The sequence below is a fragment of the Brevundimonas sp. FV1ye29L genome (genome assembly GCF_058681095.1).
In genome coordinates, this window is sequence record NZ_CM178730.1 from 2,949,769 (window position 1) to 2,962,238 (window position 12,470).

General features: G+C 68.7%; 14 protein-coding genes. 4 read left to right on the forward strand and 10 right to left on the reverse strand.

The annotated features are described in order from the left end of the window. Positions 1 to 15 precede the first annotated feature (15 nt). Together ACW17W_RS14475 and ACW17W_RS14480 are read right to left on the reverse strand one after the other, a co-directional pair. Positions 16 to 1,104: a hypothetical protein gene (locus ACW17W_RS14475; RefSeq protein ID WP_492077603.1), complete on the reverse strand. Its 1,089-nt coding sequence runs from the start codon at positions 1,102 to 1,104 to the stop codon at positions 16 to 18. A gap of 91 nt (positions 1,105 to 1,195) precedes the next feature. Next, complete coding sequence (locus tag ACW17W_RS14480) at positions 1,196 to 2,128, reverse strand: ribose-phosphate pyrophosphokinase (protein ID WP_492077604.1); 933 nt, start codon at positions 2,126 to 2,128, stop codon at positions 1,196 to 1,198. A 275-nt stretch (positions 2,129 to 2,403) separates the two neighbouring features. Here ACW17W_RS14480 and ACW17W_RS14485 point away from each other — a divergent pair, with 275 nt between their 5' ends. Further along, positions 2,404 to 3,210: an outer membrane protein assembly factor BamD gene (locus ACW17W_RS14485; protein ID WP_492080327.1), complete on the forward strand. Its 807-nt coding sequence runs from the start codon at positions 2,404 to 2,406 to the stop codon at positions 3,208 to 3,210. A 101-nt stretch (positions 3,211 to 3,311) separates the two neighbouring features. Then, positions 3,312 to 5,042 carry a DNA repair protein RecN gene (gene recN / locus ACW17W_RS14490; RefSeq protein ID WP_492077605.1) on the forward strand — a complete coding sequence of 577 codons (1,731 nt, stop codon included), beginning with the start codon at positions 3,312 to 3,314 and terminating at the stop codon, positions 5,040 to 5,042. Positions 5,043 to 5,125: 83 nt separating this feature from the next. On the opposite strand, the gene ACW17W_RS14495 is transcribed toward recN, so the two are convergent. From ACW17W_RS14495 to ACW17W_RS14505, 3 genes are all read right to left on the reverse strand, one after another. Beyond that, positions 5,126 to 5,437 (reverse strand): endonuclease domain-containing protein, encoded by a 312-nt coding sequence (locus tag ACW17W_RS14495; RefSeq protein WP_492077606.1) that lies wholly within the window; start codon positions 5,435 to 5,437, stop codon positions 5,126 to 5,128. A 130-nt stretch (positions 5,438 to 5,567) separates the two neighbouring features. Further along, positions 5,568 to 6,506 (reverse strand): M28 family metallopeptidase, encoded by a 939-nt coding sequence (locus tag ACW17W_RS14500; RefSeq protein WP_492077607.1) that lies wholly within the window; start codon positions 6,504 to 6,506, stop codon positions 5,568 to 5,570. Positions 6,507 to 6,541: 35 nt separating this feature from the next. Then, complete coding sequence (locus tag ACW17W_RS14505; protein ID WP_492077608.1) at positions 6,542 to 7,357, reverse strand: ABC transporter permease; 816 nt, start codon at positions 7,355 to 7,357, stop codon at positions 6,542 to 6,544. Positions 7,358 to 7,569: 212 nt separating this feature from the next. On the opposite strand from ACW17W_RS14505, the gene gcrA reads away from it, so the two are divergent. Continuing rightward, on the forward strand, positions 7,570 to 8,094 hold the full coding sequence (gene gcrA, locus ACW17W_RS14510; RefSeq protein WP_492077609.1) for a cell cycle sigma 70 cofactor GcrA: 525 nt from the start codon (positions 7,570 to 7,572) through the stop codon (positions 8,092 to 8,094). 216 nt (positions 8,095 to 8,310) lie between these two features. On the opposite strand, the gene ACW17W_RS14515 is transcribed toward gcrA, so the two are convergent. The 3 genes from ACW17W_RS14515 to apaG are packed head-to-tail and all read right to left on the reverse strand — an operon-like array spanning position 8,311 to position 9,448. Further along, complete coding sequence (locus tag ACW17W_RS14515; RefSeq protein WP_492077610.1) at positions 8,311 to 8,691, reverse strand: helix-turn-helix domain-containing protein; 381 nt, start codon at positions 8,689 to 8,691, stop codon at positions 8,311 to 8,313. A gap of 12 nt (positions 8,692 to 8,703) precedes the next feature. Beyond that, the gene (locus tag ACW17W_RS14520; protein WP_492077611.1) at positions 8,704 to 8,997 is read right to left on the reverse strand and encodes a type II toxin-antitoxin system HigB family toxin; all 294 of its coding nucleotides are present in this window, start codon (positions 8,995 to 8,997) and stop codon (positions 8,704 to 8,706) included. Between the two features lie 43 nt (positions 8,998 to 9,040). Then, on the reverse strand, positions 9,041 to 9,448 hold the full coding sequence (gene apaG, locus ACW17W_RS14525; protein WP_492077612.1) for a Co2+/Mg2+ efflux protein ApaG: 408 nt from the start codon (positions 9,446 to 9,448) through the stop codon (positions 9,041 to 9,043). 83 nt (positions 9,449 to 9,531) lie between these two features. On the opposite strand from apaG, the gene ACW17W_RS14530 reads away from it, so the two are divergent. After that, positions 9,532 to 10,572: a 2'-deoxycytidine 5'-triphosphate deaminase gene (locus tag ACW17W_RS14530; protein ID WP_492077613.1), complete on the forward strand. Its 1,041-nt coding sequence runs from the start codon at positions 9,532 to 9,534 to the stop codon at positions 10,570 to 10,572. Positions 10,573 to 10,676: 104 nt separating this feature from the next. Here the strand turns inward: ACW17W_RS14530 and ACW17W_RS14535 are convergent, their stop codons facing one another. Together ACW17W_RS14535 and ACW17W_RS14540 are read right to left on the reverse strand one after the other, a co-directional pair. After that, positions 10,677 to 11,960: an MFS transporter gene (locus tag ACW17W_RS14535; protein ID WP_492077614.1), complete on the reverse strand. Its 1,284-nt coding sequence runs from the start codon at positions 11,958 to 11,960 to the stop codon at positions 10,677 to 10,679. Further along, entirely contained in the window at positions 11,957 to 12,463 is a 507-nt protein-coding gene (locus ACW17W_RS14540; RefSeq protein ID WP_492077615.1) for a cupin domain-containing protein, read from the reverse strand. The genes ACW17W_RS14535 and ACW17W_RS14540 overlap by 4 nt, the downstream gene beginning before the upstream one ends. Between the last annotated feature and the right edge of the window lie 7 nt (positions 12,464 to 12,470).

Below are 12,470 nucleotides of genomic sequence, written 5' to 3' on the forward strand. Positions count from 1 at the left end.
TCCGTCGTCCCGCGATCAGTTCCGGGCGACAGGCGTCCCGTTCAGCGCCGCGGTCGTGGAGACCGGACCGGACGCCGGGCCCATGGCGGGGGCGGCGGCGGTGCGCACCGGCGCGGCCGCCACAGCCGAGGTCGCACAGGTGGCCAGATCGCGCACGATATGGCGGCCGATGCAGAAAATGTCCTCATAGCTGGGACGCGAGGCGGCCAGGCACTGGAACAGGTTCAGCTTGGACATGTCGAAACAGAACTGGTTGCCCGGATCATTGACCAGGATGTCGGTGTTGGACCGCTGGTCGTCGCCGGCGGAGCCGAGGGCGGCCAGGGCGGCGATCGACAGGGCCCGGGCCACGACGGGCGTATAGGGCGGCGTGGCCCGGTCGCCCGCCACGCCCAGACCCGATCCCGCATGGGCGGCGGCAAACAGGCGCGAGGCGTCCTCGGCCGACGGCAGCATGGGGCGGTCCGACAGGGTCTTGGCCGTCTGCAGCCGGACCTCGCGGTTGGGAATGGGGGTCGTCGCCCAGCGGCGGCGCGGATCATTGCGCTCCTGGATCGTATAGGCGTCGCCCTCGACCTGATCGGCGATCGCCGTCAGCATGGCCACATCCTGACCCAGGGTCGAGGCGATCAGCCCCGCAGCCGCATCCGCGCCAGGCAGGGCGGCGGCATAGGACGGGTCCGTCATGATGGCGTTGATGACCTGGGCGCGCGTCGCCGGATCGGCCGCATAGCCCCGCAGGCCCGCCACGAACTCGGGCGACTGCAGGGCCAGGATCGAGGCATAGGCGATCAGGCCGCGCGACAGCTGGCCCGACTGATAGGTGGCGCCGCGCTGCATCGCCTGCTGGATCGACTCGGCGTCCGGGAAGCCGCCCCGGATCGAGGAGACATTGCGGATGAAGCCGACATAGACGGCGGCGGCCTCGGCCACGCCCTGGTTCAGGGTCACCGGCGGGGGCGGCGCCGCCACGACCACAGGCGGCGGGGCGGGAGCCGGGGGCTCGGGCGGCGTCTCGCAACCCGCCAGAACGGCGGTGGCGGCGAGCGCGGCGCAGGCCAGGCTGCGTCGAAGGATATAGGTCAGGGGTGTCGTGACTGGCATCAAGGTCGTCCCGGCATGAACGCAAACCGGACGCGGGAAAGGGCGCGCCGTTACAGGAAACCTTATACGTCCCGCGATGGTTTTCCGATGATTAATCGAACAGTTTGGACACCGATTCCTCATTGGCGATGCGACGGATGGCCTCGCCGATCAGCGGCGCCACAGCGACGGTCCGGATCTTGGCGCAGCCGATGACCGCATCCGGCTGTTCGATGGAGTCGGTAATCACCAGTTCTTTCAGCGGGCCGTCGGTGACCCGCTGGACGGCCGGCCCGGACAGGACGCCGTGGCTGATATAGGCCGAGACCTCCGTCGCCCCCGCCTCGATCAGGGCCTTGGCCGCATTCACCAGGGTGCCGCCGGAATCGACGATGTCGTCGAACAGGATGCACTCGCGGCCGGCGACGTCGCCGATGATGTTCATCACCTCGCTCTCGCCCGCCCGGGGGCGGCGCTTGTCGACGATGGCCAGATCGACGTTCAACCGCTCGGCCAGGGACCGGGCGCGCACGACCCCGCCCACGTCGGGCGAGACGATCATCAGATTGCCGCGCTGGTAGTTGTCCTTGATGTCATTGGCCAGGACCGGGGTCGCGACCAGGTTATCGGTCGGAATATCGAAGAAGCCCTGGATCTGGCCGGCATGGAGATCCATGGTCAGCACCCGGTCGGCGCCGGCCCGGGTGATCATATTGGCCACCAGCTTGGCCGAGATCGGCGTCCGCCCCCCGGTCTTCCGGTCCTGACGGGCATAGCCGAAATAGGGCATGACCGCCGTGATCCGCCGGGCCGAGGCCCGCACCAGGGCGTCGATACAGATCAACAGCTCCATCAGATTGTCGTTGGACGGATAGGAGGTCGACTGGATGACGAAGACGTCCTCGCCGCGGACGTTCTCCTCGATGACCACAAAGACCTCATTGTCGGCGAATCGCTTCACCTGGGCCCGGGTCAGTTGCATGTCGAGATGGTCGGCGATCGCCTGGGCGAGACGGCGGTTTGAATTGCCTGCGAGCAGCTTCATCGGCCGGTCATCCTTTCGCCGTCATCGAAACGCCAATGACGGTTGCGCTCTTTACCAGCGCGGGGGCCGGGGACAAGTCGGACCTTGCCGATTTCGCCCCGGTCTCGCCTGCATTGGCGAACCCGGGGCCGCTGGTGTAGAGGTCGCGTCTGAATTTTCGCGGACGTCCACCAGGGCGTTCCCGGGTGCGTTTCCGTCGCCTGTTGATGAGGGTGTCTTCCTTGTTCTCTTCCCCGATGCCGGCCGGCAGGCTCCGCACCACCCTGACGATCGCGATGATGGCGGGCCTGACCCTGTCGATCGCCGCCTGTAGCGGCAGCGGCAGCCGTCCCAGGCTGGCCTATGAGGAGCGGCCGGTCGAGCTGCTCTACAACACCGGCTTCGAACGGCTGCAGAGCCGGCGCTGGAACGATGCGGTCGACTATTTCCAGGAGGTGGAGCGCCAGCACCCCTATTCGGAATGGTCGCGCCGGGCGATCCTGATGCAGGTCTATGCCTATTATCAGTCGGGCGACTATGCGGACTCCATCGCCGCCTCGGACCGCTTCATCCAGCTGTTCCCGGGCAGCCCCTCGGCCGCCTACGCCTTCTACATGCGGGCGGTCTGCAACTTCGAGCAGATCGTCGACGTGGGTCGCGACCAGGCCTATGCCCAATCCGCCCTGGCGGGTCTGCGCGACGTGATCCGTCGCTATCCGAACTCCTCCTATGCGACGGATGCGCGGGTCAAGATCGACATGGTCAACGACCAGCTGGCCGGCAAGGAAATGACCATCGGCCGCTACTATCAGCGCCGCAACCAGCCCCTGGCCGCCATCGGTCGCTACAAGGCGGTGATCGACAATGAGGCCTTCCAGCGCACCTCCCATGCGCCCGAGGCCCTGTACCGGTTGACCGAGGTCTATCTGGGCCTGGGTCTGAAGGACGAGGCCACCCGCAACGCCGCCGTGCTGGGCTTCAACTATCCGGGCAGCGCCTGGTACGCCGAAGCCTATGCCCTGCTCAGCGAGAACGGGGCCCGGCCCGTAACCGAACCGACCGCCAAACGCGAAAGCTGGCTGCGGCGGATCATTCCCGGCTGAGACCGTCCTCCGCGACCGGCGGAACGGGCAGTGAACAAATGCGAAGACGCGGCTACAGTGGCGCCGATGTCGAATCACGCCGACCAACCGCCGGGTGCGCCATGCTGACCGCCCTCTCGATCCGCGACATCGTGCTGGTGGAGGCGCTCGACCTTGAGGTCGAGAACGGCCTGACCGTGCTGACCGGCGAGACCGGGGCGGGCAAGTCGATCATCCTTGATGCGCTCGGCCTGGCCCTCGGCGGCCGCAGCGACGCGGGACTGGTCCGGTCCGGCGCCAGACAGGCCAGCGCCACCGCCGTCTTCACCGCCCCGGACGATGCCGACCTGATCGCCCTGATCGCCGAGCGGGGCTTCGAGGCCCGGCCGGGCGAGGATCTGATCCTGCGTCGCGTCGTCAGCGCCGACGGCCGCAGTCGCGCCTGGATCAATGACGCTCCCGCCGGGGTCGCCGCCCTGCGCGAGATCGGCGCCCGTCTGGTCGAGGTCCATGGCCAGCACGAGACGGTCGGCCTGCTGGACTGGAAGACCCACCGCGCCTCCCTCGACGCCTATGGCGGCCTGTCGCCCCAGCTGGAGGCCGTGGCCCGCGCCGCCGCCGCCCTCAGGGCGGCCGAAGCCCGTCTGGCCGGGCTGAAGGCCGCCGCCGACGAAGCCGCCGCCCGTTCGGACGAGATCGCCCTCAACCTGGCCGACCTCGACGCCCTCGACCCGCGCGAGGACGAGGAGACCGAACTGGCCGGCGAACGCGCCCTGCTCGGGGCGGCGGAAAAGGCGGTGGCCGACCTGGCCGACGCCCGCACCCAGCTGGGCGGCGACAAGCTCAGCCAGAAGCTGTCGGCGGCCCTGCGCGCGGTCGAACACGCCCGCCAGCGCGCCGTTCAGGCCATGGGATCACAGGACGGCGGGTCGCAGGACGGCGTGGCGGCGGACCACCCCGTCCTCGCCCGCCTGACCGCCGCCGCCGAGGCCATCGACCGCACCATCGTCGAGGCCGTGGAGGCCATCGCCGAGGTCGACGCCGCCGCCGCCGCCTTCGATTTCGAACCCGGCCGGCTGGACCGGGCGGAGGAACGGCTGTTCGCCCTGCGCGCCGCCGCCCGGAAACTGAACACCCCTGTCTCCGCCCTTCCCGACCTGCGCCTGCGGCTGCGGGAACAGCTGCGGCTGATCGAGGACGGCGCCGAGGCCCTGACCGCCGCCGAGCGCGAGACCTCGGCCGCGCGTGAGGCCTATGATATCGCCGCCGTCTTCCTGACCTCGGCGCGCGAGGCGGCGGCCGAGCGGCTGACGGCGGCCGTCATGGCCGAACTGGCCCCGCTGAAACTGGACCGCGCCCGCTTCAATGTGGCCTTCGAACCGGTCGCCGACGGCCGGCGCGGCCCGCAGGGGGTCGAGACCGTCCGCTTCCAGATCGCCACCAATGCCGGCGACGACTTCGGCCCGCTGGACGCCATCGCCTCCGGCGGCGAACTGGCCCGCTTCGCCCTGGCCATGAAGGCGGCGCTCGCGGGTCGGGCCGACCAGCGCCAGCCGGTGATGATCTTCGACGAGGTCGACCAGGGCGTCGGCGGCGCCGTGGCCGAGGCCGTGGGCCAGCGCCTGAAACGCCTGTCAGAGGGCGCCCAGGTCCTGGTCGTGACCCACAGCCCCCAGGTCGCCGCCCGCGGCCACGCCCACTGGAAGGTGCGCAAGTCCGATAGCGACGGCCAGACCCGCACCACCGTCGATCCGCTGGATGAGGCCGCCCGCCTCGAGGAGATCGCCCGCATGCTCTCCGGCGCCGTCATCACCGACGAGGCCCGCGCGGCGGCCAGGGCGCTGATCGGGTAGGTCCGCGGCTGGGAGATCCCTGTCCGTCTCCTCCCCGTCGCGCTTGCGATGGGGAGGGGGACCGCGAAGCGGTGGAGGGGTTTTTAGCCGCGAACACGGGCCTCGGCCACCGTGCGTATCGACGCCAGTACGCCCTCCAGATTGACCCGGACATCTTCGGCTGTGACGCGCATCACGGTCACGCCCTGCGTCTCCAGCCATCCGGTTCTTCGCCGGTCATGCGCGATCTGGTCGGGATGATCGTGGCCCGCGCCGTCAATCTCGACGCCCAGCTTCGCTTCGGCGCAATAGAAGTCGAGCACATAGGGCCCGATCGGGTGCTGTCGCCGGAACTTGAGATTGCCGAGGCTGCGCCTGCGCAAATGAACCCACAGGCGGGCTTCCGGCGGCGTCATGGCGCGCCGCAGAACACGCGCTCGCGATACAGAACCCTGCGACATCCAGAGCCCCTCCACCACTTCGTGGTCCCCCTCCCCATGCAAGCGCATGGGGAGGAGACGTCAAGGTCGCCTGCTGTCGGCGGACCTACTTCCCGTCGGCCGTCAGCTTCGCGTCCATGGCCCGGATCACCGCCTCATAGGTGTCGGCGGCGAGGCGGATGGTTTCGCCCTCGACGGCCTCGACCTTGTCCTCGGCCGAATGGATGGTGCGGAAGACGCGGGGCACGAAGCCCTCGGCCAGACCCGTACTTTCGCCGCCATTGAAGGCCAGCCACATCTGGTGGGCGCCGATCTGGTCCTGGAAGCCGAGCGACACCACCGCCGCCCCGGCGGCCGAGAAGGCCCGGTCGTCGCTGGGCGGATAGGCCGGGTAGCCGACGCATTGCAGGGCCCGCGCCGCACAGACCTCCTGCACCGCCCGCGTCACCCAGGCCGACTGGGCGCCGTTGTTCTGGCCGTACATCATCGTGTCGCCATAGGCGGCGACGTCGGAGTTCAGCACCCCGGCCACCCCGGTGATGCCGTGCGCCTCGATCCATTTGCGGGCGCCGACCAGACCCAGCTCCTCCTGATCGAACAGGATCAACCGCACGTCGTGGACCGGCGGGTTCGCCTTCAGGGCCCGGGCCGCCTCGATCACCGCGACCACCGACCCGGCATTGTCGACCACGCCCTGGGCCATCGTTCCGTCGCGCAGTTTCACGGCGTCATAGTGGGCGGTCAGCAGGATCTCGCCGCCCTCGCCCGCGCCGGTTCCCGGGATCAGGACCACGACATTGCGGCCCTCCATCGGTCCGGCGCGACCGCCGCCCGCAAAGGTCTCCACGACCGGGGTGAAGCCGGCGGCCGTCAGCTGTTCGAGCGCGACCCGGGTGCGCTCGACATTGGAGGGCTGCACAAAGGCGGCGACCCGGTCCCTGAGCTCGGCCGGCGCCGCGCCCGACGCGGGGGCCTGGGCCCATACCCCGCCGGCAAGGGCGAACAGGCAGAAGGCTGTGGCGAGGGCGGTCGGGCGAAACAGCATGGTCGGGATCCTGGTTGAACCCCTTGCGTATCAACTCAGCTCTTCAGTCGCCAGCCCGAGCGGAACACCAGCCAGTTGGAGATCCCCAGGGCCACGATCAGCCCCGCGCTCATCAGGCCGCCGATCCACAGATTGCCCTCCGAATGGCCGATGAATCCGTAGCGGAAGCCGTCGATCAGATAGAAGAAGGGATTGTAGTGGCTGAGGGTGGCGAAGGGTTCGGGCAGGTTCTCCACCAGATAGAAGGCCCCCGACAGGAAGGTCATCGGCATGACCACGAAATTCTGCACCGCCGACAGCTGGTCGAACTTCTCGGCCCACAGCCCGGCCAGAACGCCCGCCATCCCCATGACCAGCGAGGCGGCCAGACCAAAGCCGACGATGGCCAGGACATTGTGCAGCCCCAGTCGTGCGAACGGCATGACGCAGATCGCCGTGACCAGACCCACCACCACGCCGCGCGTCGCGGCGCCCAGCGAAAAGCCGACGGTCAGCTCCAGCGGGCTGAGGGGCGGGGTCAGGAAGTCGGTCGAGGTGCCCATGATCTTGGCCTGGATCAGGCTGGATGAAGAGTTGGCGAAGGCGTTGTTCAATATGGCCATGACGATCAGGCCCGGCGCCACGAACTCGGCGAAGGGGGTGCCGTCCAGCGGCGGACGCCCGCCCTTCACCGCCACCACGAAGACCAGCATATAGAGCAGGGTCGTGACCACCGGCGCCGCCACCGTCTGGGCGCCGACCTTCCAGAACCGGCGCACCTCGCGCAGATACAGGGTCTGCAGCCCGACCCAGTTAATCCCGTCATAGCGACGCGGCTGGGGCGGACGGATCGTGGAGGCGGTATCGGTCATGGCCGCGCAAATGCGCCTGACGCCCCGTTCGCGCAAGACGCCAGACCCGCATCAAATTTCAGCGAACGGCGATTCAACATCTGGTTTCTGTGGATCAAGTGATTCGCACATCTTGCGTCTGTTAAGGTCTCGTTTACGATTAGTGGTAGGGACAGGTCGCTGAAGAGCCGCCTCACACCAGATATTGAATCCGATTGCCACTGGAGAGCGACATGACCGCAGGCTGGACCGAGGATCGCGTTGGCGCGCTCAAGAAGCTCTGGCTGGAAGGCCAGTCGGCCAGCCAGATCGCCAAACAGCTGGGCGGCGGCGTCACCCGCAACGCCGTGATCGGCAAGGTGCACCGCCTGGGCCTGTCGGGCCGCGCCACGCCGTCGCAGCCGGCCCGCACCACCACGACCGCCGCCTTCCGTCCGGCCCGCACCCGCACGACGCCGCCGGCCCAGCCGTCCGTCCCGCGTCGGATCGAGGCCGTCCAGCCGCGCCCGACCGCCCCGGTGCCGCCGACCCCGATCCGCGCCGTGACCGAGCTGCCGGGCACCGCCACGGTGATGACCCTGGGCGCCCATATGTGCAAATGGCCGATCGGCGACCCCTCCTCGCGCGAGTTCAGCTTCTGCGGCCGCCGCGCCTCGGAAGGCGTCTATTGCGTCGAACACGCCCGCGTCGCCTACCAGCCCCAGGTCAAGAAGAACGGCTCGACCGAACTGGCCCGCAGCCTGCGGCGCTATATCTGAGTGATTGGTGATGAGTGATCAGGGCGTCGTGGTTGGCGAGCGGCCATCCGCCGATATTGCGCGCGTGGCCAATACGGCCCCGCTGCAATCATTCAATCACTAACCACCCCACGTCCACCCTGTCGGCCGCGCGGCTGACAGGACCGGGGGCGGGGCTGCGGTTATCCGGGTTGACGCAGCCCCATCCACCCTGTCCCGGACCATGCGGATGCCCTGTCAGGCCGCTTCGGCCGTTCCGACAAGGGCGGCTGCGGGAATCCTCCATTCCCGGCTCAGCCGCCGGATCTGCTCCACAGACAGGCTCCGTCGGCCGTTGAGGATTTCCGACGCCCGTGACCGCGATCCCAACAGGGCCGCAAGATCGACCTGACCATAGCCTCGCGCCTCCATCACCAGCCGGATCACCTCCAGCGGCGTGGCGGCCTGGATCGGCCAATGGCGGTCCTCATAGGCCGCGATGACGAGGCCCAGCAGCTCGAACCGATCCGCCTCGGGCGTCCCGGGTGCAGGCTCGGTGTCGAAAAAGGCCTCGTATTCCGCCAGCGCAGCGGCATGTCCGGCCTCGTCATGGATGACCCGTACAGGGGTCTGGCTCATCATCCCATTCCCTCACACCGTCGCCGGATCGATGCGGTCGTAGTCGCCATGGGTTCCCACAAACTTCACCAGCACCTGTTTGAACCGATAGGAGATCCGCACGACCAGTCGATAGTTGTTGCCGCCGATATCGAAGATGACCCGATTGTCACCGACGAAATCGGCCGTGTTGAAATCGTTCCTCACGTCCTGCGGTGAACGCCAGTCCGCCGCGCGCGCCATCTCGTACCAGGCCGACAGAGGCCCCTTCGCCCTCGGATGCCGGGTCCAGAAGGCCACCAGGGTCTTGCGTGCGACGACATTCATCGGACGTCATGCCTATCATGTTCCCAATATGGGAGCAACACCCTCAGTTCAGCACCCGCCCCGCGCCCGGGACGTCGAGGCTGAAGGCGGGGATGGCGACCTCGAAGGTCCGGCCCAGATCATCGACCATCGCATAGACGCCCGCCATCGATCCCGAGGCGGTCGGCAGGGGACAACCGGAGGCATAGGAGTAGCTGCCGCCCGGCTGGATCGTCGGCTGCTCGCCCACCACGCCCGGCCCCGCCACCTGTTCGACATGACCGCGCGCATCGGTGATCAGCCAGCGCCGCGAGATCAGCTGCACCGGCGAGGGCGTCAGGTTGACGATCTCGACCTGATAGGCCCAGACCCAGCGCCCCTCGTCCGGGTCGGACTGGCCGGCCAGATAGCTGGGCCGGACGCGCACCAGAATTCCGTCGGTCTCTGCCTCATAGGGGTCGTCGTCATACATGCCGCCATGGAGCCTGCGCCGCTCGACAGGTCAAGCGCCGGATTGGCCGTGACGCCCGCCGCCCGCCGTGGCATTCAACCCGCATGAGCATAGACACCCAAACGCCGGACGAGACCCAGACGTCGGGCATCCTGCCCTGTCAGGGCATCGAGACCCTGATCGCTACGGGCGCCATCGCCTCGGCCACGCCCTTCGACGCCGACCAGGTCCAGCCCGCCAGCCTCGACCTGAGACTCGGCGCGCGCGGCTGGCGTGTGCGCGCCTCCTTCCTGCCGGGCCAACGGCTGGTCGCGGACCGGATCGCCGATGTGTCGATGCATGCCATCGACCTGTCCGGCGGCTATGTGCTGGAAAAGGGCTGCGTCTATATCGTCGAGCTGCAGGAGCGCCTGTCCCTGCCCGCCGGCCTGATCGCCCGCGCCAATCCCAAGTCCTCGACGGGCCGGGTCGACGTCTTCGTGCGCCTGCTGACCGATCGCGGCCCGGTGTTCGACGATGTGGCCGAGGGCTATGAGGGGCCGCTGTATCTTGAGATCGCGCCCCAGACCTTCTCCATCCTGGTCCGGCCCGGCACCCGGCTGAACCAGCTGCGGCTCAAGGTCGGCGAGCCGCCGCGTCTGGAGACCCGCAGCGTCGGGGTCGACCTGATGGGCGGCGACATCGTCGGCTTCCGGGGCCGCCGCCATGCCGGCGTCGTCGATCTGGACCGCATCGACGGCCACGACCCGCGCGACTTCTGGGAGCCCCTGAGCCTGCGTCGCGGCGAACTGCTGCTGGATCCGGGCGAGTTCTACATCCTCGCCTCGTCCGACACGGTCGAGATCCCGGTCGACCAGGCCGCCGAGATGACCCCGATCGACCCCAGCGTCGGCGAATTCCGCGTCCACTACGCCGGCTTCTTCGATCCCGGTTTCGGCACGGACGAGGCCCATGGCGCGGGGTCGAAGGGCGTGCTGGAAGTCCGCACCCACGACACCCCCTTCCTGCTGGAACACGGCCAGATCGTCGCCCGGCTGGTCTATGAACCCCTGACCGAACGCCCCACCCGCCTCTATGGCGAGGGCGGCAGCCACTACCAGCGGCAGGGACTGAAGCTGTCGAAACACTTCAGGGCATGGGGGTGAGACGGGGGAATGGTGGTCAGTGGTTAGTGAATAGTGATTGCGAGTCCGACAACGGTGGGCCGCCTGCGCCGAACGCGACGGCACCAACCACTAACCACTAACCACTAGCTCAGCCGATCCGCCTTCCTCAAACTCGGGAAGACCTTCGCCCAGATCCCCGTCGCGGCCAGGGCGCCGAAGCCGCCGAACACCGCAGCGCCGATGGGGCCGAGGATGCGAACCATCAGGCCCGAATAGGCCTCGCCCAGTTCGTTCGACGCCCCGATGAACAGCATCGATACCGAGGACACCCGGCCCCTCATGTGATCGGGCGTGGCCAGCTGGATCAGGGTCTGGCGGATGTTGACGCTGATCATGTCCGCCCCCCCGCCGATGAACAGGGCCAGGGCGCTCAGCCAGGCGATTTTGGACAGGCCGAAGGTCAGGGTGCACAGGCCGAACACCGCCACCGCCCCGAACATCCACAGCCCCCCGCGCCGCACGATCGGATAGCGGCTCAGATAGACGGCGACCAGCAGGGCGCCCACCCCGAACGAGGCGCGCAACAGCCCGAATCCCATGGCCCCGACGTGCAGGATGTCGGCGGCGAAAATCGGCGTCAGCAGGGCCACCCCCGCCAGCAGCACCACCACCAGATCCAGCGAGATGGCGCCCAGCACGATCTTGGTCTTCCAGACATAGGCCAGACCCTCCCTGACCGCCTCGACCGGCGGCAGGGGGTTCTCCTGCGGCGCCGGCTTGCCGGGGGTGCGGATCAGGATGAAGGCGGCGGCTGCGGCCAGAAACAGACCCAGGGCCACGGCATAGGCCAGGGGCACATGGAGGCCCACGATCACCCCGCCCAGGGCCGGCCCGGCGATGGCGCCGGTCTGGAAGGCGATGGACTGGGCGGCGATGGCCGGCGGCAGGGCCTTGCGTCCGACCACCATCGGCAGGAAGGCCTGACTGGCCGGCGCCAGGAACGCCCGCGCGGCGCCGAACAGGGCGGCCGTGGCCAGCAGCCCCCACAGGGGCGGCGACCCGTGCAGGGCCATCAACAGGAAGCCCAGGGCGCAGCTGGCCTCGACCAGAATCGAGATCCACACCGTCTTCTTCCTGTCGCGGCGGTCGGCCATGGCCCCGGCCGGCAGGGTGAAGGCCAGCAGCGGCAGGAACTGGCACAGCCCCACCAGCCCCAGATACAGGCTGGCCTCCTCGATCGGATGATCGCGTCGCGCGATCAGATAGACCTGCCACAACAGGGCCGAGGACTGGATCTGGATGGCCAGAACGGCTGCGACCCGGCCGAACCATAGCAGGCGGAAATCACGAAGGCCCCAGGGGCTCTCCGGCTCTCCCTCCGGCGGACGGGGCGGCACGGGCGGGGTCGTCTCGATGGTCTCGGTCACGTGCGCCTGTCAGTCTTCGGATACGGGGTTCCGTCCCGGTGATGGTAACGATCCGCCCCCCGGGGCAGGATCATGTCGATATCGGGATAGTCGGCCCCGTCGCCGCCCGGCGTCCGCGTCCCGACCTCCAGCAGCACCGCCTCGGCCCCCGACCGGTTCTCGATCCTGTGGCCATTGGCGACGCCCGCCCTGAACCCGGCGCAATCGCCGGCGCGCAGCACGGTCTCGGTCAGGGGCGCCCCCGCCAGTCCCTGGTGAGGCAGACCCTCGACCAGAACGACCTCGCCCTCCACGATCCAGACGAACTCATCCTCGGTCTCATGCCAGTGGCGCTGGCTGGACCAGGCCCCGGCGGGCAGGCGCAACAGGTTGACGCCGAACTGGCCCAGCCCCGCCGCATCGCCCAGCTTCCAGCGTCGGCGCGGCTTGCACGGCCCGGCGAACGCCTCGGGGTAGGCGGTCCCGTGGCCAGTGGGTGCGGTCTCGATCTCGATCTTCGGCATGACGGGC